Origin of the sequence: Duganella dendranthematis (genome assembly GCF_012849375.1) — a bacterium.
Lineage (GTDB): Bacteria > Pseudomonadota > Gammaproteobacteria > Burkholderiales > Burkholderiaceae_D > Rugamonas > Rugamonas dendranthematis.
The window spans coordinates 4,564,270-4,587,965 of record NZ_CP051684.1 but is presented as its reverse complement, the minus strand read 5'-3'; the positions used below and the strand labels follow the sequence as shown (position 1 = coordinate 4,587,965).

27 protein-coding genes are annotated in these 23,696 nt (G+C 63.6%); 14 read left to right on the top strand and 13 right to left on the bottom strand.

The window, feature by feature from the left end:
- Window positions 1-6: 6 nt before the first annotated feature.
- Both HH213_RS21055 and HH213_RS21050 read left to right on the top strand, forming a co-directional pair.
- Window positions 7-795 (top strand): c-type cytochrome, encoded by a 789-nt coding sequence (locus tag HH213_RS21055; RefSeq protein ID WP_169113526.1) that lies wholly within the window; start codon window positions 7-9, stop codon window positions 793-795.
- Window positions 792-2,066, top strand: coding sequence for a cytochrome c (locus HH213_RS21050; protein WP_169113525.1), 1,275 nt, complete (start codon window positions 792-794; stop codon window positions 2,064-2,066). The genes HH213_RS21055 and HH213_RS21050 overlap by 4 nt, the downstream gene beginning before the upstream one ends.
- Window positions 2,067-2,069: 3 nt before the next feature.
- Here HH213_RS21050 and HH213_RS21045 read toward each other — a convergent pair whose 3' ends face one another.
- Both HH213_RS21045 and HH213_RS21040 read right to left on the bottom strand, forming a co-directional pair.
- The gene (locus HH213_RS21045) at window positions 2,070-3,188 is read right to left on the bottom strand and encodes a type IV pilus twitching motility protein PilT (RefSeq protein ID WP_169113524.1); all 1,119 of its coding nucleotides are present in this window, start codon (window positions 3,186-3,188) and stop codon (window positions 2,070-2,072) included.
- A gap of 64 nt (window positions 3,189-3,252) precedes the next feature.
- Window positions 3,253-3,897 carry a class I SAM-dependent rRNA methyltransferase gene (locus tag HH213_RS21040; protein ID WP_161047312.1) on the bottom strand — a complete coding sequence of 215 codons (645 nt, stop codon included), beginning with the start codon at window positions 3,895-3,897 and terminating at the stop codon, window positions 3,253-3,255.
- Between the two features lie 146 nt (window positions 3,898-4,043).
- On the opposite strand from HH213_RS21040, the gene HH213_RS21035 reads away from it, so the two are divergent.
- Window positions 4,044-4,811, top strand: a complete 768-nt coding sequence (locus tag HH213_RS21035; RefSeq protein ID WP_229263092.1) for a head GIN domain-containing protein — start codon at window positions 4,044-4,046, stop codon at window positions 4,809-4,811.
- On the opposite strand, the gene HH213_RS21030 is transcribed toward HH213_RS21035, so the two are convergent.
- Window positions 4,808-5,617 carry an alpha/beta fold hydrolase gene (locus tag HH213_RS21030; RefSeq protein ID WP_169113522.1) on the bottom strand — a complete coding sequence of 270 codons (810 nt, stop codon included), beginning with the start codon at window positions 5,615-5,617 and terminating at the stop codon, window positions 4,808-4,810. The genes HH213_RS21035 and HH213_RS21030 overlap by 4 nt on opposite strands.
- A gap of 128 nt (window positions 5,618-5,745) precedes the next feature.
- Between HH213_RS21030 and HH213_RS21025 the strand changes: the two genes are divergently transcribed.
- Entirely contained in the window at window positions 5,746-7,191 is a 1,446-nt protein-coding gene (locus tag HH213_RS21025) for an NAD-dependent succinate-semialdehyde dehydrogenase (RefSeq protein WP_169113521.1), read from the top strand.
- Here the strand turns inward: HH213_RS21025 and HH213_RS21020 are convergent.
- On the bottom strand, window positions 7,103-8,179 hold the full coding sequence (locus HH213_RS21020; protein WP_229263091.1) for an Rpn family recombination-promoting nuclease/putative transposase: 1,077 nt from the start codon (window positions 8,177-8,179) through the stop codon (window positions 7,103-7,105). The two genes, HH213_RS21025 and HH213_RS21020, sit on opposite strands and share 89 nt — an antisense overlap.
- Before the next feature lie 98 nt (window positions 8,180-8,277).
- Between HH213_RS21020 and HH213_RS21015 the strand changes: the two genes are divergently transcribed.
- On the top strand, window positions 8,278-9,549 hold the full coding sequence (locus HH213_RS21015; protein WP_229263090.1) for a Xaa-Pro dipeptidase: 1,272 nt from the start codon (window positions 8,278-8,280) through the stop codon (window positions 9,547-9,549).
- Here the strand turns inward: HH213_RS21015 and HH213_RS21010 are convergent.
- Together HH213_RS21010 and purU are read right to left on the bottom strand one after the other, a co-directional pair.
- A complete protein-coding gene (locus HH213_RS21010; RefSeq protein ID WP_110848569.1) occupies window positions 9,546-10,088 on the bottom strand; it encodes a YaeQ family protein in 543 nt (180 codons plus the stop codon). The genes HH213_RS21015 and HH213_RS21010 overlap by 4 nt on opposite strands.
- 12 nt (window positions 10,089-10,100) lie before the next feature.
- Window positions 10,101-10,970, bottom strand: coding sequence for a formyltetrahydrofolate deformylase (gene purU, locus HH213_RS21005; RefSeq protein WP_169113520.1), 870 nt, complete (start codon window positions 10,968-10,970; stop codon window positions 10,101-10,103).
- A gap of 123 nt (window positions 10,971-11,093) precedes the next feature.
- Here purU and HH213_RS21000 point away from each other — a divergent pair, with 123 nt between their 5' ends.
- From HH213_RS21000 to HH213_RS20990, 3 genes are all read left to right on the top strand, one after another.
- Window positions 11,094-12,113, top strand: coding sequence for an NADP-dependent oxidoreductase (locus tag HH213_RS21000; RefSeq protein ID WP_169113519.1), 1,020 nt, complete (start codon window positions 11,094-11,096; stop codon window positions 12,111-12,113).
- 64 nt (window positions 12,114-12,177) lie between these two features.
- Window positions 12,178-12,621: a phasin family protein gene (locus tag HH213_RS20995; protein ID WP_169113518.1), complete on the top strand. Its 444-nt coding sequence runs from the start codon at window positions 12,178-12,180 to the stop codon at window positions 12,619-12,621.
- Between the two features lie 84 nt (window positions 12,622-12,705).
- Entirely contained in the window at window positions 12,706-13,026 is a 321-nt protein-coding gene (locus HH213_RS20990; RefSeq protein WP_110848573.1) for a KGG domain-containing protein, read from the top strand.
- 2 nt (window positions 13,027-13,028) lie between these two features.
- Here the strand turns inward: HH213_RS20990 and HH213_RS20985 are convergent, their stop codons facing one another.
- Window positions 13,029-13,706: an inositol monophosphatase family protein gene (locus tag HH213_RS20985; RefSeq protein ID WP_169113517.1), complete on the bottom strand. Its 678-nt coding sequence runs from the start codon at window positions 13,704-13,706 to the stop codon at window positions 13,029-13,031.
- 97 nt (window positions 13,707-13,803) lie between these two features.
- Between HH213_RS20985 and HH213_RS20980 the strand changes: the two genes are divergently transcribed.
- Window positions 13,804-14,589, top strand: a complete 786-nt coding sequence (locus HH213_RS20980; RefSeq protein ID WP_169113516.1) for a helix-turn-helix domain-containing protein — start codon at window positions 13,804-13,806, stop codon at window positions 14,587-14,589.
- Between the two features lie 10 nt (window positions 14,590-14,599).
- Here HH213_RS20980 and HH213_RS20975 read toward each other — a convergent pair whose 3' ends face one another.
- A complete protein-coding gene (locus tag HH213_RS20975) occupies window positions 14,600-15,520 on the bottom strand; it encodes an AraC family transcriptional regulator (RefSeq protein WP_169113515.1) in 921 nt (306 codons plus the stop codon).
- A 131-nt stretch (window positions 15,521-15,651) separates the two neighbouring features.
- Between HH213_RS20975 and HH213_RS20970 the strand changes: the two genes are divergently transcribed.
- A complete protein-coding gene (locus HH213_RS20970) occupies window positions 15,652-16,479 on the top strand; it encodes an oxidoreductase (RefSeq protein WP_169113514.1) in 828 nt (275 codons plus the stop codon).
- On the opposite strand, the gene HH213_RS20965 is transcribed toward HH213_RS20970, so the two are convergent.
- Genes HH213_RS20965 through modA form a run of 4 tightly spaced genes read right to left on the bottom strand, consistent with a single transcriptional unit; the run spans window position 16,476 to window position 19,382 of the window.
- Complete coding sequence (locus tag HH213_RS20965) at window positions 16,476-17,267, bottom strand: TOBE domain-containing protein (protein ID WP_174864464.1); 792 nt, start codon at window positions 17,265-17,267, stop codon at window positions 16,476-16,478. The genes HH213_RS20970 and HH213_RS20965 overlap by 4 nt on opposite strands.
- Window positions 17,268-17,269: 2 nt before the next feature.
- On the bottom strand, window positions 17,270-17,959 hold the full coding sequence (locus HH213_RS20960) for an ATP-binding cassette domain-containing protein (RefSeq protein WP_110848578.1): 690 nt from the start codon (window positions 17,957-17,959) through the stop codon (window positions 17,270-17,272).
- Window positions 17,956-18,636 carry a molybdate ABC transporter permease subunit gene (gene modB / locus HH213_RS20955; RefSeq protein WP_169113512.1) on the bottom strand — a complete coding sequence of 227 codons (681 nt, stop codon included), beginning with the start codon at window positions 18,634-18,636 and terminating at the stop codon, window positions 17,956-17,958. The genes HH213_RS20960 and modB overlap by 4 nt, the downstream gene beginning before the upstream one ends.
- A 2-nt stretch (window positions 18,637-18,638) precedes the next feature.
- Window positions 18,639-19,382: a molybdate ABC transporter substrate-binding protein gene (gene modA / locus HH213_RS20950; RefSeq protein WP_161055340.1), complete on the bottom strand. Its 744-nt coding sequence runs from the start codon at window positions 19,380-19,382 to the stop codon at window positions 18,639-18,641.
- 242 nt (window positions 19,383-19,624) lie between these two features.
- Between modA and HH213_RS30705 the strand changes: the two genes are divergently transcribed.
- On the top strand, window positions 19,625-20,815 hold the full coding sequence (locus HH213_RS30705; protein WP_169113511.1) for a redoxin domain-containing protein: 1,191 nt from the start codon (window positions 19,625-19,627) through the stop codon (window positions 20,813-20,815).
- Window positions 20,816-20,819: 4 nt separating this feature from the next.
- Here HH213_RS30705 and HH213_RS20940 read toward each other — a convergent pair whose 3' ends face one another.
- Window positions 20,820-21,710 (bottom strand): LysR family transcriptional regulator, encoded by an 891-nt coding sequence (locus tag HH213_RS20940; protein ID WP_169113510.1) that lies wholly within the window; start codon window positions 21,708-21,710, stop codon window positions 20,820-20,822.
- Between the two features lie 149 nt (window positions 21,711-21,859).
- Between HH213_RS20940 and HH213_RS20935 the strand changes: the two genes are divergently transcribed.
- From HH213_RS20935 to HH213_RS20925, 3 genes are all read left to right on the top strand, one after another.
- Window positions 21,860-22,495, top strand: coding sequence for a glutathione S-transferase family protein (locus tag HH213_RS20935; protein ID WP_169113509.1), 636 nt, complete (start codon window positions 21,860-21,862; stop codon window positions 22,493-22,495).
- A 52-nt stretch (window positions 22,496-22,547) separates the two neighbouring features.
- Window positions 22,548-23,057 (top strand): YgjP-like metallopeptidase domain-containing protein, encoded by a 510-nt coding sequence (locus tag HH213_RS20930; RefSeq protein ID WP_110848584.1) that lies wholly within the window; start codon window positions 22,548-22,550, stop codon window positions 23,055-23,057.
- 123 nt (window positions 23,058-23,180) lie between these two features.
- Window positions 23,181-23,693, top strand: coding sequence for a DUF4142 domain-containing protein (locus tag HH213_RS20925; protein ID WP_169113508.1), 513 nt, complete (start codon window positions 23,181-23,183; stop codon window positions 23,691-23,693).
- The last annotated feature ends 3 nt before the right edge of the window (window positions 23,694-23,696 follow it).

Genomic DNA, 23,696 nt, shown 5'->3' with positions numbered 1-23,696 from the left:
AGGGGTATGCCGATTTTTTCCGCCTTGGGTTTCGCCGCCGCACTCGCCGCCGCACCGCTGCCACCAGCCGATACGCTGGAACAGCGGATTGCCGCCTGCCTGTCCTGCCATAGCGTCAAGGAGCGCGGCGACGCTTACTTTCCACGCATCGCCGGCAAGCCGTCCGGCTACCTGTACAACCAGCTGCGCCATTTCCGGGATGGCCACCGGCACTATCCGATGATGACGTATATGGTCGGCAACCTGTCGGACGCTTATCTGCGCGAAATTGCCGATTACTTCGCCGCCCAGCATCCGCCTTACCCGCCGCCACCGCCTGGCAGCGGCAGCAATGCCGCAGCGGCACAAGTGGCGCGCGGCGAGGCGCTGGTGCGGCAGGGCGATCCGCTGAAGAATATTCCAGCCTGCGTCAGCTGCCATGGCGCGGCGCTGACCGGCGTTGAGCCGGCCATTCCCGGACTGCTGGGACTGCCCAGCGATTACATCAATGCCCAGTTCGGCAACTGGAAGAACAAGAGCCGCCGCGCCACCGCCCCCGACTGCATGGCCACCATCGCCGCCCGATTGAGCGATAGCGACGTCGCCGCCGTGTCGTCCTGGCTCAGCAAGCAGACGCCAGACGCCGCCGCCCGCCCCGCCGCCAGCATCCCTCTGCCGCTGCCCATCGCCTGCGGCAGCCTGCCGCCGGCCGGAGGCGCGCCCGCACCAGCGGCGTCGTCGCCTGGCACGGCCGCATCAGCCGCCGCTCCCGCCGCCCTGGCACCGAGCGCCAGCCCACGCGGAGGCGCCAAATGAGGAAAATTGTTTATACCGTTATCGCCGCCGCGCTGATCGCCGCCGTGGTCGCCGCCATCCTGCTGGCCATGCAGTTCCGACAGGCAGCCGACAGCCCGCCCTCCGCCGCCATCGCCGCGCTGACAGCCGATCAACGCGTCGCCCGGGGCGCCTACCTTGCCAAGGCCGGCGACTGCATGTCCTGCCACACCACGCGCGGCGGACAGCCCTACGCGGGCGGCCGCGCACTGCAAACACCGTTCGGCGCGATCATCGCTCCCAACATCACGTCTGACCGCAACACCGGCATCGGCATGTGGTCCACCGACGACTTTTGGCGCGCGCTGCATCACGGCCAGTCGCGCGACGGACGCCTGCTCTACCCCGCCTTCCCCTACACCAATTACACCCGCATCACGCGCGACGACGCCGACGCCTTGTATGCCTACCTGCAAACCGTACCGGCCGTGATCCAGGCTAACCAGCCGCACCGGCTGCGCTTCCCATACAGCCTGCAAATCTCGCTGGCCGCCTGGCGCGTGCTGTACTTCAAACCAGAAGTGTTCCGCCCTGAGACCAATCAATCAGTGGACTGGAATCGCGGCGCCTACCTGGTGCAAGGCCTGGGACATTGCAGCGCCTGCCACAGCGCGCGCAACCCGCTCGGCGCCTCGGAAGGCGAAAGCCTGTCCGGCGGTGTGATTCCCGCGCAAGGCTGGTACGCGCCGGCGTTGAACGCCCGCGGTGACTGGCAACAGGATCATCTGGCGGCGCTGCTGAAAACCGGCGTGTCGCCGCGCGCCGCCGTATTCGGCCCGATGGCGGAAGTGGTGAAAGAAAGCCTGCAATACCTGAATGACGGCGACATCAACGCCATCACCACCTATCTGAAAGCGCTGCCGGCCGAAGCCAAGCCCGCGGCCTTTGAGCGCGAAGGCGCACCGGAAGCGGTCGCCTTCCTGGCCGCCGGCGCCAAATTGTATGAGAAGCATTGTGCGGAATGCCATGGCACCGAAGGCAAGGGCCAGTCGCCCGCCTATCCGCCGCTGGCCGGCAACCAGGCGCTGATCATGACCAACGCCGTCAATCCGATCCGCGTGGTGCTGAATGGCGGCTTTGCGCCGGCCACAGCGGGCAACCCGCGTCCTTACAGCATGCCGCCATTCAGCCACACGTTGAATGATCTGGAAGTGGCGCAGCTGGTGTCCTACCTGCGCAGCGCCTGGGGCAACAACGCCCCGCCGGTCAACGCCACCGACGTCAACCGCTTCCGCGCAGTGCCGCTGGACTAAGCGTTACGGCTCGACGAAGCCGATGCGGTCAGTGGTCGCGTTGCGGGCATCCTGCACCGCGATCTTGCCTTCGGCCAGCAAGGCGTGCAGCGAGGTGTTCATCGTATGACAGCCTTCGCCCGGCTGGTCTTCCATCCAGATACGCAGGTTGGAGACCTTGCCGTTGGCGATCATCTCGGTCACCTGTGGATTGTTGGTCAGACACTCTGTGGCCAGATAGTAGCGCTCACCCTTCACGGCCGGCAGCAGCGCCTGGCACAGCACGCCACGCAGTGCATGACCCAGGGCTTGCGCCTGGGCTTCGGTATTGCCCAGCAGGCGCAGCATCTTCTGCAGGCCCAGTTCGGTCGAACGCGCGTGCAGCGAAGCCAGCACCAGCGGACCGGCCTCCGCCAGCGCCAGCGCCTCCTGCGCCGTCTGGGCGTCGCGAATCTCGCCGATGACGATCACATCCGGCCGCTCGCGCAGCGCATCCAGCGCGCCCTGGTAGAAGCTCTCGACGTCACCGTCGGAACCCACCTCGCGCTGGGTGATGACGCACTGACGCTGCGGAATTAGCGTCTCGACCGGATCTTCAATCGTGATGATGTGGCCGGAGCGGTGCTTGTTGATTTCGTCCAGCATCGAGGCAATGGTGGTCGACTTGCCCTGGCAGGTATCGCCGATGATGAGCACCAGCCCGCTGGTCAGCTTGGCGAAATTCTGTTCGTGCTCAGCTAGCCCCAGCTTGGCCAGCGGCATCGGTTCTTTTGGGAAGCGGCGAATCACGCAACCGAGCCGCTTGCGGCCCTGGAAGCTGAAGCAGTTGGCGCGGATGCGGGCCGTGTGCAGATCGACCGCGCGGTCGAAGGCGCGGTCCTGGATGCGTTCCGCCCAGTTCGGCTCGACCACCTCGAAGAATTCCTGCAATTCCTCGCGCGTGATCGGCGAGTCGGTGACGGCGACCAGCCCTTTCGGCTGGCGCAGCATCAAGGGACTGTTCTGGTGGATCAGGATGTCGCTGAAAATCAGCTTGGAGTTCAGCAGGTGCAGAATCTGCTCGACGAGCGTGCCGAAGACCGGGTGGTCTTCGTTCTCGATGTAGCTCAGGGTACGAATTTGCGACGATTGGTAGTGTTCCATCTCTGCTCAAATCTCCGTGGATGCCGGATGATTATAAGAGAAAAACTTGCAACGCCGAAACTTTTTAAGCGCGGACCTTCGGATATTTAAAGCCGGTGCGCAAATCCATGCTGAAGCGCTGACCCTTTTCCGTGACCAGCACGTGATCCGGCGGTTCTTCGCCAGCCAGCGCGCGGTAAAAGATCGGCAAGCCTTCCGATTTGCGGATCAGATCATCGCAGCGCTCGTAGACATTCGGGCAGCCGGTATCGGCCAGCAGCGCTTGCACGATCGGCACTTTCCAGGCATCCACGCCAGCCGCCTGGAACTGGCAGATCAGGTAGCCACTGGTGCCGCCCCAGCTATCGACCAGCAAGCCGGGCAAGCCGTCTTCGTCGCCGCGGATCACCGGCACCAGATCGGTCGGCGCGGCGGCGCGCACGGCGGCGGCGCGCTTGGCGATGGCGGCGCGCACGCGGCGTTTCATCATCGCGTGATCGACCGGTTCATCTTCCTTGTAGCTCCAGACGCGGGCGCGCACCTCGGATAACGGATTCCAGGCGGCGCGCGCCAAAAACTGGCGCGATGATGTTTGCAGAATGGCTGTACCGCCGGGTTTGTTCTTTTCTTGCGGGCGACCGTCGACGCGCTCGATAGCGGTCGCGTAGATCAGGATATCGCCGGCCAGCAGGCGTTTTTCCTTGCCCTGTTTGATGGTTATAGTAAGCATAGGCAGAATGATACCTCATGCGCGCTCTATTCCCGGCGCTGTGCATTCTGCGCCACGCCGGCTGCAATCTGTCGCAAGCCCGTTATAGGCGCCGGCCGAGCTGCGTAGGATGCAGACTTAAGCCAATCGACTTTCAGGAGAATAATATGAACCGCCGCCATTTTCTGCCTTCGCTGTTACTGTCCGCCGGCCTGCTGGCCGCTCCCGTCGTGGCCGTTCAGGCCGGTCCGCTCAGCTGGCTAAGCGGCGGTGAGCGGGTGCAAGGCAGCGGCAAGATCGTCAAGCAGAACCGCGACGTCGGCCACTTCAACGCGCTGACGGTCGGCGTCGGCAGCGACGTCGAAATCCGTCTCGGCAACACCGAAGGCGTGATCGTCGAAACCGACGACAACATCCAGCCGTTGATCGAAACCAAGGTGGACAACGGCACCCTGCGCATCCGTCCGGCCAAAAACAACCTGCGGGTGGATACCCGCAACATGAAAATCATCGTACTGGCGCGCACGCTGGACAAGCTGTCGATCGGCGGCTCCGGCAACGTCACCGCCGACAAGCTGCGCGGCGAGCACATCACCATCGATGTGGGTGGCTCCGGCTCGTTCAGCGTCGACCAGCTGGACAGCGAATCGGTGGCGATTGCGCTGGGCGGCAGCGGCAACCTGAAAGCGGCCGGCAACACCGAGCGGCTGCAAGTGTCGATCGGCGGCTCCGGCCGGGTGCAGGTCGGCCAGTTGCAATCGCGCGATGCGGTGGTCAGCATCGGCGGATCCGGCCAGGCCACCGTGTGGGCCAAGAAATCGCTGAACCTGAGCGTGGCCGGTTCGGGCGACATCAACTACTACGGCGATCCGCAGATCAGCAAAAGCATCATGGGCTCCGGCACCATCAAACGCCTGGGCGGCGCACCGCTCTAAGGATTGAGCTTGCCCAGTACCTGCAACACGGCGGCGGCAATCGCCGCCGGTTCTTCCTGCGACACCTCCACCACCGGCATCTCGCCAAACGGCTTGCGCGCAGTGCGCACCTGGCCGGCGCTGATCTCCAGGCTATCCAGCTCGGACGCCCGCGCCTTCCAATAAGTCAGCTTGCGCACCTGCGCTGCTTGCGCCGACGCCAGCGCCGGGCCGATCTCGCCGTTGAGGCTGGAGGCCGGATACGCGCAACCGTCGCCGACCTTGCCCTGCTCCGCCGCCGCCAGACAGGCCAGCACGGCATCCAGCTTGGCTGTGCGATCGGCCGGCAAGGCGTCCTCCTTGAGCGGCGCCACCAGCACCAGGCCGGTCACCGCGCCGCGCGAGCGCCAGACGAACTGCTCCGCAATCAGCGCGCCATAGCCCGCGCCGACCAGCACAAACGGCCCTTCCAAATGGGCATTCTTGATCAGGAAATTCAAATCCTTGCTGGCATTCGCCACCGTTGAGGCGCGGATGATGGGATCGCTAGCGCCGAAACCGGCGCGGTCGTACACGCAGGCCCGCGTGCGTGCCGCCACCTCCGGCAACACCGCCGACCAGTCCCAGCCGGCGCGGCCGGCATCGGCCTCGAACAGCACGGTCGGCGATCCCTTGCCGGTGCAATACAGATTCAGTTTGCGGCCGCCGACGTCGACCCGCATCTGCGGGCCGGCGAGGGCATTCTGGCCGGCCGGCGGCTCGGCATGGACGCCAGCGCAAGCCAGCAGGGAGACAGCCACCAGGGCTTTGAGCGAGAAATTATTCATGCATTCAATATATCATTGCCAAGAGGGAAATTGGCGGCGTCAATACGGCAATGGCGAATTTCTGGCAAAGTAGAGGGTGTTCGGGCGTCGCTACGGGCGCCCTTCTCATACATCACCGGAGATTTTTCATGACCACGACTAACTACCCTAACGTCCGCCTCCTGATCGCCAACGAATGGAGCGACGCCACCGGCGGCAAGACCATTCCAGTGCTGAATCCGGCCACCGGCAAGGAAATCGGCACCGTGGCCCACGCCAGCATTGCCGACCTGGACCGCGCACTGGCGGCGGCGCAAAAAGGCTTTGACGCCTGGCGCAAGGTATCGGCCTTTGAGCGCACCGCCACGCTGCGCCGCGCCGCCGCCCTGCTGCGCGAACGCGCCGACCAGATCGCCCGCCTGCTGACTCAGGAACAAGGCAAGCCGCTGGCCCAGGCCCGCGCCGAAGCCATGGCCGGCGCCGACATCATCGACTGGTTCGCGGCCGAAGGCATGCGCGTGTATGGCCGTATCGTCCCATCGCGTAATCCGCTGGCGCAGCAGCTGGTGTTGAAAGAGCCGGTCGGTCCGGTGGCCGCGTTCACGCCGTGGAACTTCCCGATCAACCAGGTGGTGCGCAAGCTGGCGGCCGCGCTGACCACCGGCTGCTCCTTCCTGTGCAAGGCGCCGGAAGAAACCCCGGCCTCGCCGGCGGCGCTGTTCCAGTGCTTCATCGACGCCGGCGTGCCGGCCGGTACGGTGGGCCTGGTGTTTGGCGATCCGGCGGAAATTTCCAACTACCTGATTCCGCATCCGGTGATCCGCAAAGTGACCTTCACCGGTTCGACCCCGGTCGGCAAGCAACTGGCCGCACTGGCTGGCGCCCACATGAAGCGCGTGACCATGGAACTGGGCGGCCATGCGCCGGTAATCGTGGCGGAAGACGCCGACGTGGCGCTGGCGGTCGAAGCGGCAGGCGGCGCCAAGTTCCGCAACGCTGGCCAGGTATGCATCGCGCCGACCCGTTTCTTGGTGCATAACAGCATCAAGGAAGAATTCACCCGCGCGATGGTGGCGCATGCCGAGCGTCTGCAACTGGGCAATGGCCTGGTGGAAGGCACGACGCTGGGCCCGCTGGCCAATCCGCGCCGGGTGGCGGCGATGACCCAGTTGGTGGAAGACGCCCGCGCCAAGGGCGCCAATGTGGCTACCGGCGGTCTGCGTATCGGCAACGAAGGCAACTTCTTCGCGCCGACCATTCTGGCCGACGTGCCGCTGAACGCCAGCGTATTCAATGACGAGCCGTTTGGCCCGGTGGCGGCGATTCGCGGTTTCGATACGCTGGATGAGGCGATTGCCGAATCCAACCGTCTGCCGTTTGGTCTGGCTGGTTATGCCTTCACCCGTTCGATCAAGAACGCGCATCAGCTGATGAACAATGTGGAAGTCGGCATGCTGTGGATCAACCAGCCGGCCACGCCAAGCGCCGAGATGCCGTTTGGCGGCGTCAAGGATTCGGGCTACGGTTCGGAAGGTGGTCCGGAGGCGCTGGAAGCCTACCTGAACACCAAATCGGTATCGCTGCTGGGCGTATAAGCCTGTAGCATTCAGCCCTCGGCAAACAGCTGCCGGGGCTGGCGCCCTCAAACAGCGCCTTGATCCAGTCATTGAGCTGGCTGCTGTCAGCGCCCGCAATCCTGGACTCCGCGTCAACCGGCATACCGGCTCCCGCCAGTAAGTCGGTTAGCAGACGTTGCAGCGCCGCGCGTTCGCCTTGCTGAATTCCGGCCAGCAGGCCTTCTTTTAGCCCCTCCTCGCGTGGCTGCAAAAGACGGTCGAGGAACTCGTCGGTCAATACATCGTTAAGCTTGTATTTTCTTTCAGCTGGCATAGCATCGTCCTCCTCCAGATCCATCTTAGTTTCGCCAAGTTCGTCCTGCAAGGTGAGCTGCAACCAGTTTCTCAGCGTTTCGCGTATCGGCTTCAGGTCGGGTTGGCGCATGCGCGTCGCGAACACTTCGACCACCGCCCAGAGCTCAGCTTCGGTACGACAGCGTAGCACCCTGAATAACAGATTAACGATGTCACCGCGCTCACCATGATGATGCTGGTCAACCAGCAGATATTGCAGGCCAGGTTGAAAACGTTCCAGTCCGGCTGGCGGAGGCAACATCAGTTGCGCCAGCGTGGTCGCCGCGCGCCATGGGCGGCGGCCGTGGTACAGCACGATCGGCAGCACCGGCGGCAACCTGCCGTGCTTGCTCAAGCGGTGCTGCGCCACCAGATCCTGATACAGCAAGCCAACATACACCTGCATCCGCAGCGCCATCCACTTGTCCGGCCTCGCCTGAAACTCCAGCAGGATATACACGTACATCCACTCGCCACCTATCCGCGCGCGCCACACCACATCCGCATGGCGTGCCTTGCCGTGGTCGCTGGCGTAGCTGGCGTTGACGCGCTCCAGCCCATCCACCGTCAACGCCCGCGCCCACTCGGCCGGCAACAAGCCCACCAGCAAATCACGCACGATTTCCGGATGGGAGAACAGCTGCTTATACACAGTGTCGCGACGGGAGGCCATGACAAAATATTCTAGCGTTGGCTCCCGTTGCCGGGTACGCTAGGTGGCGAGCGTGGTTTGGCTCTCCTCAACAAAACATCACAACAAGGGAGAAATACTTGAAAGCGATTGCCGTCTCCATCCTGCTGTCAACCTGTGCCGCCGCCGGCGCCGCAGACGTCCCCGCCATCACCGCCGTCAAAGCCGCCCACATGGTCGATGTGCGCAGCGGTAAGCTCATCGACCAGGCTGTGGTGCTGATCAGCGGCGAGCGGATCACCGCCGCCGGCAGCCAGCTGGCGATCCCGGCCGGCGCCACCGTGATCGACCTCGGCAACAAAACCCTGCTACCCGGCCTGATCGACGCGCACACCCACATCACGGGGCACCCGGAAGACGCCGGCTACGGCATCATCGCCAAGTCGATCCCGCGCATCACGCTGACCGGCGCCCATAACGCGCTGACCACGCTGCGCGCCGGCTTCACCACCATCCGCGATGTCGGCGCCGATGGCTATACCGACATCGGCCTGCGCGACGCCATCAACGACGGCGACGTCCCCGGTCCGCGCATTCTGGCCTCCGGCCCGCCGTTAGGCATCACCGGCGGCCACTGCGACGACACCATGCACGCGCCCGAATACAAGTCCACCGCCCTGGGCGTGGCCGACGGCGTCGACGAAGCGCTGAAAGTCACGCGCCGCAACATCAAGTACGGCGCCGACGTCATCAAGATCTGCGCCACCGGCGGCGTGCTGTCGTTCGGCGACGATCCGCGCACCTCGCAGTACACGCTGGAAGAATTGAAAGCCATCATTGGCGAGGCCCACCGACTCGGCCGCAAGGCTGCCGCCCACGCGCATGGCGGCGACGGCATCCGGCTGGCGGTGCTGGCCGGCATCGATTCGATTGAACACGGCTCCTACATCGATGACGAAGGCATCAAGCTGATGAAGGAACACAAGACCTATCTGGTGCCGACGCTCTACCTGGGCGACTGGCTGATCGACAACGCCGAAGCCATCAAGCTGCCCGCGCCGCTGCTGGAAAAAGCCAAGGTGGTGCTGCCGCAGGCGCGCATCAACATCGGCAAGGCCATCAAGGCCGGCGTGCCGATCGCCTTCGGCACCGACGCCGCCGTCTACCCACACGGCCTCAACGCGCGCGAATTCGCCGTGCTGGTCAAGCTGGGCATGACGCCGGCGCAAGCGATACGCACCGCTACCGTCAATGCCGCCGATTTACTGGGATGGAGCGATAAGGTCGGCAGCATCGAGGCCGGCAAATATGCCGACCTGATCGCCGTGGACGGCCAGCCGCTCAACGATGTGCGCGCACTGGAACAAGTCCAGTGGGTCATGAAGGGCGGCGCCGTGGTGAAGGGAAATTAGCGCTCGGCTTTCAGCACTTCACGGGTGATCTCGACGGTCTCGGTACCGTCGGTCAGCCAGATCTGGCCGTCCTGGATGGTGCACTGGAATTGCATCGTGCGCTGCGCCATCTTGCCCAGCTGCTCGGTGGCGGCAGCGTCCAGATCCACCACGGTCAGGTTCTTGCAGCGCTCGACCTTGTTGGCCAGCGCTTTCCACCAGATGTGGCTGGTGGCGGCGTAGCTGTACACGTAGACGTGTTCCGAACGGCCGCAGGCCTTCAGGATCACTTTCTCATCCGGCTGGCCGACCTCGATCGACAGCTCGATGGCGCCGGTCAGATCCTTGTGCCACAGGTCCGGTTCTTCAACGTCGAACAAGCCCTTGGTGAAGGTCAGCGCTTCGTTCGCGTGGATCGCAAACGCCACCAGGCGCACCATCATGCGCTCGTCGGTTTCCGACGGATGGCGGGCCAGTGTCAGTTGATGGGTTTCGTAGTAATTGCGGTCCATGTCCGCAATCGACAGTTCTGCTTTATAGATTGTTGCCTTGAGTGCCATTCGATTCTCTTATTACTTAAAGACGACGGTTTTATCGCCGTTTTGCAAAATGCGGTGTTCGACAAACCATTTCACTGCGCGCGCCAGCACCACGCACTCGACATCGCGGCCAATCGCCGACAAGGTGTCCGCATCCATCGAATGATCGACGCGCTCGACGTCCTGCTCGATGATCGGACCTTCGTCCAGGTCGCCGGTGACAAAGTGCGCGGTCGCGCCGATCAGCTTGACGCCGCGGTGGTGCGCCTGCGCATACGGCTTGGCGCCCTTGAAGCTCGGCAGGAAGGAATGGTGGATATTGATCGCCTTGCCCTTGAGCGCCGTGCACAGGCCCGGCGACAGGATTTGCATGTAGCGCGCCAGCACCACCAGGTCGACCTTGTGGGTGTTCATCAGCTCGATGATTTTGGCTTCCTGCGCCAGCTTGTCTTCGGCCGGCGCACCGGTCGCCAGCGGCAGGTGGTGGAACGGAATATTGTAGCTGGCCGCCAGCTGGTAGAAGTCCATGTGGTTGGAGACGATGGCCGGAATTTCCACCGGCAGCAGCCCGCTCTTGTAGCGGAACAGCAAATCGTTCAGGCAGTGGCCGATCTTCGACACCATCAGCATCGCGCGCGGCTTGTAGTGGGCGTCGCGCAGTTCCCAGTCCAGCTTCATATCGGCAGCCAGCAGGCTGAAGTCGGCGCGCAGCAGATCGTCGTTGATGTTGCGGTCTTCCGCCGAAAAATGCACGCGCATGAAGAACAGCTTCGATTCGCCATCGCCAAACTGGGCCGAATCGATGATGTTGCAGCCGTGCTCGGCCAGGAAGCCCGACACGCGATGCACGATTCCGCGCTGATCCAGGCAAGAGAGTGTCAGAATGTATTCGGGATGACTCATGACGACCGTAGAAGATATGGACAAAAGAGATCTATTGTCGCATGCCTTGCCATTCACGACAAAAATAGCACGCTCGTGCAATTTGAGATATAGTCATTCCCACCCCACACAAGGAGAAAATCCATGGAGACAAATCTGCAATTCCGCCTGGCCGCGCGTCCGGTCGGCATGGTCAAGGACAGTGACTGGCAGCAAGTGACCGAACCGCTGCGTGAACTGGCCGACGGTGAGATCCGCATCAAGGTGCTGTACCTGTCGCTCGACCCGGCCATGCGTGGCTGGATGAACGAAGGCAAATCCTACATCCGCCCGGTCGCCATTGGTGAAGTCATGCGCGCTGGCGGCGTCGGCGTGGTGGTGGAATCGAAGTCGCCGAAGTATGCGGTTGGCGACCACGTGCAGGGCGGCACCGGCGTGCAGCGCTATTGGACCGGCGCCGGCGACGACAAGCAGGCCGGCTTCCACAAGGTCGATCCGAAACTGGCGCCGCTGACCACCTACCTGAATACGCTCGGCATGCCGGGCATGACCGCCTATTTCGGCCTGATCGAATCGGGGCAGCCGAAAGCCGGCGACACCGTGGTGGTGTCGGGTGCGGCCGGCGCGGTCGGCCAGACCGTCGGCCAGGTCGCCAAGCAGCTGGGCTGCCGCGTGGTCGGTATTGCCGGCGGCAAGGAAAAGTGCGATTTCGTCGTCAACGAACTGGGCTTCGACGCCTGCATCGACTATAAGAACGACTCGGTCAAGGACGGCCTCAAGCAGCACTGCCCGCAAGGCGTGGACGTCTACTTCGACAACGTCGGCGGCGAGATTCTCGACACCGTGCTGACCCGCATCAACATGAAGGCGCGCATCGTCATCTGCGGCGCCATCTCGCAGTACAACAACACCACGGCGGTCAAGGGACCATCCAACTACCTGGCGCTGCTGGTCAACCGCGCCCGCATGGAAGGCATCGTGGTGTTCGATTACGCCGACCGCTACCCGATCGGCGTGGCGGCGCTGGCCGGCTGGATGAAGGACGGCAAAATCAAGAGCAAGGAGGACATCGTGCAGGGACTGGAAAACTTCCCGCAGGCGCTGAACATGCTGTTTGAAGGGAAAAACTTCGGCAAGCTGGTGCTGCAGGTGGCGACACCTTAAAACTGCGGAACCTTCCGCCCGCCTCGGCGTCTATTCCAGTACCGCCACCACGCCGAGGACCACCATGTTTTCCCAATTTCCCCATCCCCTAGTCCGCTCCCATATCGACAACGTGCTCGACCTCTACGTCGGCATGTCGCAATGCATGTTTGAAACCGCGCATCGCCTCAGCGCGCTGAACCTCCAGCTAGGCCGCGAACTGATTGCCGAGGCCGGCGCCCGCACGGAGCGCGTGCTGACCAGCCAGGGCGCCGGCCAGTTCGGTTCCGCCCTCATCGCCCAGTTCACGCCCGGCAGCCAGGCGCTGGTCAACTACCAGCGCGGCGTCGCCGAGGCGATGAGCCGCTGCCAGGCGGTCATCACGCAAACCGCTGCCGACCGCATGCCGGCGGTGCGGCGCTCGGCCACCGCCATGGCCGACGACCTGTTGCAGGAAGCCAGCCGCCAGACCGCCCAGGCCGCCGAACAACTGGCGCGCTTCCAACCCGGCAGCCAACTGCGTCATTAACTGGAACTTCCGTCAACCTTGCAACTCTAACCACACAGAACAGCAGGCACGCTGCTGTTTCTTTTCCATTTGACGGAGGGTTATATGGCCAACAACACGACGAACGACAAACCCAAGGGCACGGCCAAGCGCGGCTTTGCCGCCATGGATGAAGCCACCCAGCGCGCCATCGCCAGCAAGGGCGGGCAAGCGGCGCACCAGAAAGGCACGGCGCACGAATTCGACTCGGAGGAAGCGCGCCGGGCCGGACAGAAAGGCGGCGAGGCGGTCAGCCGCGACCGCGAACACATGGCGGCCATCGGTCGCAAAGGCGGTGAAAGCCGCCAGTCCGCCGCCCGCGCCAACGCAGAGAAAAACCGCAGCGGCGCGTCCGAGCAATCGGCCAAGGGCGGCAACAAACAGTAGGGTTACGCCGCCTTCCGGTCTTGCAGGCGTTGCAGCATGGACGCATGCAGGACCGGGGGCGCCGCCACGATACTCGGCGACGTCAGGCGATATGGCCTGCCATCGGCCTGCGTCGCCACCCCGCCCGCCTCCTGGATCAGCAACGTGCCGCCGATGCTGAGATAACCGTCTGCGCCATCCTGCCAGAACGCGTCCAGCCGGCCACACGCCACGTAGGCCAGTTGCAGCGAGGTCGGCGCGAGATTGCGCGTCGCCACCAGTTCTTGTTGCTGTCGCGCGCGGACGCGGATAGGCTGGCCGTTGTACCAGGCGCCATGGCCCCACAGTGCATGAAACATCTCGTCGTGCAGGGCGTCGTAGACCACCGTGAACACCGGCACGCCTTCGCGCATCAGCGTCAGCGACATGCACCACAGAGGAATTGCGCGCAGAAACTGCAGCGCGCCGTCGATGGCGTCGCCGATCCAGTATTCGCCGCGTTGCGCATACGCTTCACTGAGGTGGCCGTCGGCCCAGGCGATCGGCGGATACTGGGCGGCCAGCGCCTGCCGCAGCGTTTCGTTGGCGGTCCACACCGCGTCCATGTCCACCAGCGGCGCGCTGCGCCAGAACGTGGCGCACAGGTCGGCGCCGACCTCGCGTACCAGCTGCAGTACGCCTTCCGTATCGATTGCCGTCATGGCTTTTCCTTGCGATGGATAAAAACCGTAGATTGCCTGTAGAATTGATCCATAGCTAACTGCCAACGGACAACTGATAACGCGATCGGGCCACAACATGAGCAATTACTACGGCGACATTCGACTGAGTCCCGAGCTTCCCATCTACGTGGCGGCACAACATACCGACGGCGGCGCGGGCAAAAGCAAGCTGACGCACCACCATCCGGAAGGCCAGATGTACGTTCCGGCGCAAGGGGTGATTCTGATCGAGGCCGGCGGCAACCGGCAGGTCCTGCCACCCGGACGGCTGGGCTGGATTCCGCCGTACATGCCGCACTCCGCCAGTACGCATGGCAACACCCTCCGGCCGGGGTTGGCCGGCTACACCATCCATATCGCGCCGTCGCTGTGCGTGGGTTTTCCCGAGCAGTCGCTGGCGCTGCGCATGTCGCCGCTGGCGGTGTCGCTGCTGGAGCGCATGTGCCGCTGGCCGAACGGTTCGCCGACCGACGCCGCCGGCCTGCGCGTGATGAATGTCTTTCTCGACGAGATACGCGCGGCCGAACCCGATCCGCTGCACCTGACCATGCCGCGTCACCCGCGCCTGCTGACGATGGCGGCCACGATTGCGCAGGACCCGGCCGACGAAACCGATCTCGACGCCTGGGCCGAACAATTGGGCTGGTCGCGCCGCAGCCTGACCCGCCACTTCCGCAACGAAACCGGCATGTCAGTGGTGGAATGGCGGCAGGTAGCACGCCTGCAAAAAGGCATGGAACTGCTGAACGGCGGCGCTTCCGTCACCACGGTGGCGCTGAGCCTGGGCTATGACAGCGTCAGCAGCTTCATCGCGCTGTTCCGCCGTATTCTCGGCACCACGCCGGCGCGCTTCGCCGCTTAGCGTCGTGCGGCTAGTGCGCCGCCACATACCACGGCGACGGCTGCGGGTCCGGCGTGGCAAAGGTCTTGCGCATATGCTCAACCTCCTCCACCGGACTACGGCCGAACAGACGCTTGAATTCGCGGCTGAACTGCGACGAGCTTTCGTAACCGACGCGCGCACTGGCCGCCGCCACCGACATCTCATGGCGCAGCATCAGCAGCCGCGCCTGATGCAGCCGGGTCGCCTTCAGATACTGCATCGGCGAGGTGCTGGTGACGGCCTTGAAGTGATGATGGAAAGTCGCCACGCTCATGTGGGCTTCGGCCGCCAGTTGTCCCACATCCAGTTCCTCGCTGAACGACGCATGAATCTTGCGCAGCGCGCGGGCGATGGTGGCAAAGCGGCCCTGCTGCATCAAGGCCGCGCGCATGCTGGCGCCTTGCACGCTGGTCAGCACGCGGTAGTAGATTTCGCGCACCAGGGCCGGCCCCAATAGCGCGGCGTCGAGCGGATCAGCCAGCGCTTCCAGCAGGCGCTCCACCGAAGCAGACAGCCGTTCATCCATCGGCGTCGAATACAGGCCTTTCGGTTCCGCCGTCACCGCGTGGCCCTGCTCTTCCAGCTCCAGCAACAGGTCGGCGGTCAGCTGGAAATCTAGCCGCAGGTAGACCGCCAGCAGCGGCTGCTCGGCACTGGCTTCGGTCTCCATCGAAAACGGTACCGGCACGGCGACCGCCAGGCAATGCTGGGCGTCGTAGACGAATTCCTGCTCGCCCAGAAAACCCCGTTTGCGCCCCTGGCAGACGATCACGATGCCCGGCTCGTACAGCACCGGCGTGCGGCTCAGCGGACGGTCGGAGCGCAGGAAACGCACATCCGGCAGCACGCTGAGGTTGTAGCCCTCGACCGGCGCCAGCCGCTCCATCAATGTCACCATGCGATTTTTCATGCAGCGATTGTAAGCCCGAATGCCGGTGCAGGAATACAGCTCAGAGAATCAGGCAAATGATGCAGAGCTTCCGACATAGGCGCGTGGCGCCGGCGTCACTACCATGGCTGCTCTCAGTGAAAGGACAGACCATGAGCAAGCTCTTCTTCATTACCGGCGTCAGCAGCGGTTTCGGCCAGGCGCTGGCCCAGGCGGCGCTGGACACCGGCCACACCGTCATCGGCACGGTGCGCAACGAACAGGCGCGCGATGCCTTCGCCGCGTTGCAACCGGGCCGTTCGCACGCCTACCTGCTGGATGTGACCGACTTCAACGCCATCGACGGCGTGGTTGCGCGGGCACAGGCCGAGGTCGGCCCGGTGGATGTGCTGGTCAACAATGCCGGCTACGGTCACGAAGGCATTCTGGAGGAATCGCCGCTGGAAGAAATGCGCCGGCAGTTCGACGTCAACGTGTTCGGCGCGGTGGCCATGATGAAAGCCTTCCTGCCCTCCTTCCGCAGCCGCCGGCGCGGCCACATCATCAACATCACGTCGATGGGCGGCTTTATCACCATGCCGGGCATCGCCTACTACGCCGGCAGCAAGTTCGCGCTGGAAGGCATTTCGGAGGTGGCTGGCAAGGAAGTGCGCCAGTTCGGCGTGCAGGTGACGGCCGTGGCGCCCGGCTCGTTCCGCACCGACTGGGCGGGCCGCTCGATGGTACGGTCGCAGCGCAGCATCGCCGACTACGACCAGCTGTTTGATCCCATCCGCGCCACCCGTGCCGAACGCAGCGGCAAGCAGCCCGGCGATCCGGCCAAGGCCGCGCAGGCCATCCTGGCGTTGACGGAAATGGCCGAGCCGCCGGCGCACCTGCTGCTGGGCAGCGATGCGCTGGGCCTGGTGCGCGGCAAGCTGGCGCAGATGGAAAGCGATATCAGCGCCCTGGAAGCGCTGACCCGCTCGACCGACGCTTAGGCCGGTGTGCCGATGATGACGCTGGAGGCCTTGAAAATGGCGCTGACGTCAACGCCGACTTCCAGCGCCAGCGCCTCACCGCTATCCTTGGTGACGATGGCGGCGATGGTGCCGCCACCCGGCAGCTCGATGCTCACTTCGGTATTCACCGCGCCCGGCTGCACGCGGCTGACCTTGCCTGTCAGGCGGTTGCGCGCCGACAGCTTGACGTCGCCCAGCTCAGTCGCCACGATCACCGACGATGCCTTGATCAGTGCAAACGCCTCCACGCCGACAGCCAGCCCCAGGCTGTCGCTGCTGTCGCGCGTGATGGTGGCCACCACTTGCTGGCCGCCGACGATTTCCAATACCACTTCATCATTGACGGCGCCTTGCTTCAACGCCACGACCTTGCCATTGAACTGGTTACGTGCACTGGTTTTCATCTTCATCCTTTGGATCAGTAAAAAATCATCGGCCAGCGCATGCGACTGGCTGCTCAGGTGGGCGACAAACTCGCGGTGCGCCGCATCGATCTTGCGGAAATTTTCCACCAGCTGGTCGCCACGCGCCGTCAGCCGCGTGCCGCCGCCCCCCTTGCCACCGGCCACCCGTTCCACTAACGGTTCGCCGGCAAGGTTGTTCATCGCCTCGATCGCGTCCCAAGCGCCTTTGTAGCTCATGCCGACCGCCTTGGCGGCCGCCGTGATCGAGCCTTCCGACGCCACCGCCGACAGCAGCGCCACGCGGTCTTGCCCGCCCAGCTTCTGGCCGTCGATGGTCATCCAGACATTACCTTGTAATTCCATGCTCATGCCGCATTCTCCTCCACGCGGAAGATGCTACCATTTTCCATGCGCAGCACGTGATCGCCGAAGGCGCGCACATCTTCCGGATCGTGGGTAATCATCAGCATGGGGATTTCCAGCCGACGCTGCAAGGCGCCCAGTTCGGCGCGCATGCGATCGCGCAGGGCCGGGTCGAGCGCGGCAAACGGTTCATCCAGCAACAGCGCCGCCGGCTGCGGCGCCAGCGCGCGCGCCAGTGCCACCCGCTGCCGCTGACCGCCGGACAACTGGTGCGGATACTGGTGCGCCACATGGTCCAGCTCGAAGGCTTCCATCCAGTAGCGGATCGCCTCGCCATCCACGCGCGCCAGCGGATTGCGCCAGCCGCGCTGCAGGCCGAAGCCGATGTTCTGCCGCACGTTCAGATGCGGGAACAGCGCGTAGTCCTGAAACAGATAGGCCACCTTGCGCTGTTGCGCCGGCAGGTTGACGCCGCCGGCGCTGTCGTACAGGCAGCGTCCGGCCAGCTCGATGCGGCCGCTGTCCGGCGTCGTCAGGCCCGCCACCGCCTTCATCATCTGGCTCTTGCCGGCGCCGGACGAGCCATACACCACCACCCGCTGGCTGGACGATTCAAACGACGCCTGCAACTGGAACACACGCTCGCCGGAGCGCAGCGTTTTGTGGATATCGACTTTGAATTGCGTGCTCATGCTTGCGGATTGCGGTTAGGCGTCAATTTGTTGGCGGCGACCAGCACAGTCACACACACCACGGAAGTAATAATGACCAGCAGGTTGGCGTGATCATCCTGGCCGGCCTGCACGGCCTCGTACACGGCGATCGACAGCGTCTGCGTCTTGCCGGGAATGCTGCCGGCCACCATCAGCGTCGCGCCGAACTCGCCCATCGAGCGGGCAAACGCCAGCAAGGTGCCGCCCAGCACGCCGCGCCACGCCAACGGCAGAGTCACGCGCAAAAACACGCCGAACGGCGACACGCCCAATACCCGCGCCGCCTGCTCGAACTGCGTATCGATTGCCTCAAATGCCGCGCGCGCGCCCTTGAGCACCAGCGGAAACGCCACCACGGCCGCCGCGATCACCGCCGCCTGCCAGGTGAAAATCAGGTTGATGCCAAAGTGCTGTTGCAGCCACGCACCGATGATGCCGTTGCGGCCGATGATCACCAGCATGTAGTAGCCCAGCACCGTAGGCGGCATCACCATCGGCAGGGTCAGCACCGCGTCCAGCAATTCCCGGCCGGGAAAGCGCTTGCGCGCCAGCAGGTAGCCGAGCGCCACGCCGAACACCACATCAATCAGCGTGGCCCAGCAGGCCACCTTCAGCGACAAGCGCAGCGCTACCCAGGCGGGATCGAACGACTCCACGCTTACGGACGGCCGAAACCGTACTTGGCAAGAATGGCCTGGCCGGCCGGCGACTGCACATAGTCAGCAAACTTGCGGCCGGCGGCGGCTTGCGGGCCGGCGGCGATTACCGCGATCGGGTAAGTCACCGGCGTTTCAGTCGGCACCGTGGCCACCACGGTGACCTTGTCTTTGACAATCGCGGCATCGGTGGCGTAGACGAAACCGGCATCGACTTCACCGCGCGCCACATAGTCCAGGCACTGGCGCACCGAGGTGCCGAGAATTAGCTTCGGTTCAACGGAGGCCCACAGCTTGGCATTTTCCAGCGCGGCCTTGGTGTAGCGGCCGACCGGGACGCTGGCCGGGTTGCCGATGGTGATGCGCGCCACGGCAGGCTGCGTCACGTCGGCCAGGCTCTTGACCGGCACCTTGCCGCCCTGCGGCGCGATCAGCACCAGGCTGTTACTGGCGAAGTTCTTGCGCGTGCCTGGCGCCAGCAGTTTCAGGTTGTCGGCCTTGTCCATGGCATCCTGGTCAGCGGAAGCAAACACGTCGACCGGCGCGCCTTTGCTGATCTGCTGTACCAGCGGATCGGAAGCGGCGAAATTGAACTGTACCTTGTCACCCGCGTGTTCCTTCTCGAACGCGGTGCCGATTTCCTTGAAGGCGTTGGTCAGGCTGGCTGCTGCCGAGACCGTGATGTCCGCCGCCGACGCCGAAGCGCCCAGCGCTGCCAATACGATTACTACCCCTGCTTTCAACATATCAACTCCCGTGATTTAAACCGCAATAAACTCAATTATATAGCGCCAGAGTAATCCAGGTACTGGCCGGAAGAATGTCATCGGGCAGACCCGTCTTGCTGACGCGAATTTCTGACAGCCATTCCCAAAAGGGATAAGTCATATTGCCTCCACGTGTCTTAACGGAATACCGATGCGCTTCCATACTGAGTTCCATGCCAGCCACACAGCGCTTGGCCAACTCACTCAGACAGGAAACCATCATGACCCTCAAAGCTAAACTGGACGCCTTTAAAGCCGACTTCGAAGCAGGCAAACCGCCTTACAACGTCCCCTACTCGGTGATCGAAACCATGCACCGCGCCACCGCCGATTTGCGCGCCTCCGGCCTGGCCGACGGCGCGCTCAAGGTGGGCGACCGCGCACCAGCCTTCACCCTGAGCGATGCCGACGGCAACCCGGTCAGCTCGGCAGAACTGCTGAAGCAAGGTCCGCTGGTAGTCAGCTTCTACCGTGGCGTCTGGTGCCCTTACTGCAACCTGGACCTGCAAGCGCTGCAAGCCGAACTGCCGCAACTCAAGGCGCTCGGCGCCAGCCTGGTCGCCATCTCGCCGCAGACCGCGTCCAACAGCCGCAAGGCCATGCGCCAGAACGAACTGTCGTTCCCGGTGCTGAACGACAGTGGCAACGACGTCGCCGCCGCGTTCGGCATCCGCTACCAGATGCCGGATTACCTGATCGAGCTGTACAAATCGCTGAAGAACGACCTGCCTTCCTTCAACGGCGACGATAGCTGGACCTTGCCGCTGCCGGGCCGCTTCGTGATCGACACCGACGGCGTGATCCTCTACGCCGAAGTCGATCCCGACTACACCAGCCGTCCGGAAACCGCGCTGCTGCTGCCATCGCTGCAACAGGCGCTGACGCGCTTTCCCGTGCCGACCGCAGCCAGCGTCACGCCAGCCAATCAGGCCATCTTTGAACAACTGAAAAAAGGCTTGGGCATGGTGCCCAACCTGTATGCCACGCTGGCGTATTCGGATACCGCACTGGGCAATTACCTGACGCTGCAAAACGGCAAAAGCGCGCTGATCGCCAAGGAGCGCGAAGTCATCAACCTGGTAGTCAGCCAGGTCAATCAGTGCGAATATTGCCTGGCTGCGCATACCGCGTTGGGCGGCATGGTCGGTTTCACGCCGGAGCAGATCATCGAGATCCGCAAAGGCGGCGCCGCGTTCGACGCCAAACTGGATGCGTTGGCCAAGCTGGTCAAGAGCGCCACGCTGAACCGCGGCCACGCCGAGCCGGCGTTGCTGGCGGCCTTCCTCGCGGCCGGCTACAGCAAAGGGCAACTGGTCGATACGGTCATGGTCATCGGCGACAAGATCATCACCAACTACCTGCATGCATTGACGCAGGTACCGGTCGACTTCCCCGCCGCGCCGGCAATCTGATCGCTCACGCAGGCGTCAGCGACGCCTGCACAAAATCCACAAACGCCCGCGCCTTGGCGCTCGCCAGCCGGCCCGATGGATAAACCGCCCACACATCCATCGCCGGCAAGCTCCAGTCGGTCAGCACCGCCTGGACTTCACCGCTGGCCAGCTCCGGCGCAAACATCCATTCGGACGCCACCGCCAGCCCTTGGTCGGACAGCACCGCCGCGCGCAAGCCCTCCGCCGCCGATACCCGCAACCGTCCCTGCAACGTCACCGGCTGGCGCTCGCCATCGCGTTCAAACACCCAGTGGCCGCTGCCGCCGGCGTCCTGCACATACGGCACCGCGCTATGCTGCGCCAGATCGGCCGGCGATTGCGGCACGCCATGCTGCGCGAAATACGCCGGCGTGCCGACCACCAGCCGCCGGCCCTGCGCAATGCGGCGCGCCGTCATTGACGAGTCGCTCAGCGCTCCCATCCGCAGCGCGACGTCGATGCCATGTTCCAGCAAATCGATATGGCGGTCATCCAGCACCACATCCAGTTCCAGCGCCGGATGCTCGCGCAGCCACGCCCCCAACTTCGGCACCACGTGCAGACGGCCAAAGGTCAGACCGGCGCAGACGCGCAAGCGCCCGCTCAGACTGGCGCCGGCGCCACGTGTCTCCAGCTCCGTCTCGTCGGCCTGGCTGATGGTCTTGCGCGCGCCTTCGTAGTAGCGATGGCCGGCGTCCGTGGTCGTCAGGCCGCGCGTAGTGCGCGACAGCAGCCGGGTGCCCAGCCGCGCCTCCAACTGCGCCACGGCCTTCGACACGGCCGGCTGGCCGGTATGCAACCGTCGCGCGGCAGCGGAAAACGACCCGGCCTCCACCACGCATACAAAAATTTCCATCAGGGTTAAACGATCCACAGCATTCCTCCTCTACTCCATCTTAACGAAGCATGGCTAAGCTGTCACCGTATTCCCCTAAGGAATGAGAGATATGGTTTGTCCGTTCTTCCGCGACGTCGCATCGAACGGCAAAGTAGCGTCATTACCAACGACAACAGGACTGCATCATGTACCAGCTCTACGCCTTCGCCACGCCCAACAGCATCAAAGCCATCATCGCCCTGGAAGAATTTGCGCAGGACTATCAGTTGCACGCCGTCAACGTGCGCCAGGGGGAGCAAAAGACCGAGGCTTTCACGCTGCTCAACCCGAACGCCAAAGTGCCGGTTCTGATATCGCCGGCCGACAAGCTGGTGCTGACCGAGTCAGCCGCGATCCTGGTGTATCTGGCGGAACGGCATGGGCAACTACTGCCAACGGCAAGCGTGGCGCGCGCACGCGTGTTTGAGCAGTTGTTCTTTCACGCGTCTGGACTGGGGCCGGCGTTTGGCCAGTCGGGCTATTTCCAGAAGGTCGCGCCGGAAGCTATGCCGGCGGCGATTGCGCGCTTTGATGGCGAAGCCAAACGTACGCTCGCGCTGCTGGAGCGCGCGCTGGCCACGCAGGACTACGTAGCAGGCGATAGCTATACCATTGCCGACATCGCCCATTTTGGCTGGCTGTGGCGCCGCGCCTTCGCCAATATCGATTTCAGCGCCACGCCGCATGTCGAGCGCTGGTACGCGCTGGTAGCGGCCCGGCCCGCCGTGCAGCGCGCCATCACCCGCGCCGAAGCGATGCTGGCCGACGCCGCAAAAGCCTGACCCGCAGCCGCGCTGTGGTACATTCCCGGTTCGCCATTTTTCTGCAGCCGTCATGTCCCACCTGAAGTACCTCAGCGCCTACTCCGAACAAACCCAGCAGCAAGTCGCGCAGCTGATCGCCAAGAACCAGCTGGGCGAAGTGCTGCTCAAGCGCTACAGCAAGCCGCACGATCTGCGTACCGACCGCGCGCTGTACCAGTACGTGCAGGAGCTGAAGACGGAATTCCTGCGCAACGCCGAGCCGATCAACAAGGTCGAATACGACAGCAAGATCCATGTGATCAACCACGCGCTGGGGTTGCACACCTCGATCTCGCGCGTGCAGGGCGGCAAGCTGAAGGCCAAGCACGAAATCCGCGTAGCGACCATGTTCAAGGAAGTGCCGCTGGAATTCCTACGCATGATTGCCGTCCACGAGCTGGCGCACATTAAAGAGAAGCAGCACGACAAGCCGTTCTACAAGCTGTGCACCTACATGGAGCCAAACTACCACCAGTATGAATTCGACCTGCGCCTCTACCTGACGTCGCTCGATATCGGCGGAGAACGTCTCTGGGGCTGACGCGTGGGCGTTTGCTGGCGCACAGTCGATCTGCAGAAAACCGAGAAAGATGCAATGAACATATCAAAGGCGCCGCCTTTGCTGTGCAATTCATTTCCCTTAAATCGACACTGGAGAAGACCTATGTCCCACACTCGTCTATTCGCCGCGCTGGCCGCCAGCTTTGCCCTCGCCAATATCGCATCCGCACAAACGCCGATCGCCAAAGCCGACAGCGACCGCCTGGTTGCCATCGCCCAAGCCAACATCGCGGAAGTCGCCGCTGGCAAGCTGGCGCTCGATAAAAGCAGCAACGCCGACGTTAAATCATTTGCGCAAACGATGATTGACGACCATGGCAAAGGTCTGGATGAGACCAAAAAAGTCGCCGCCGCCAAGAATGTGACGTTGCCGACAGAACCCGACGCAGAACACAAGAAAATGGCCACTGACCTGGAGAAACTGTCCGGCGCCGCGTTTGACAAGCAATATGTCAGCAAAGCCGGTGTTGCCGACCACACCAAGGTGCTCGCCGCGCTGAAGAAGGATATCGCCAACGCGAAAGACGCCGACGTCAAAGCGCTGGCAAGCAAGCTGGAGCCAACCGTCGCCCATCATGGCGAGATGGCCAAGAAGCTCGACGCCACGCTCAAGTAAGCT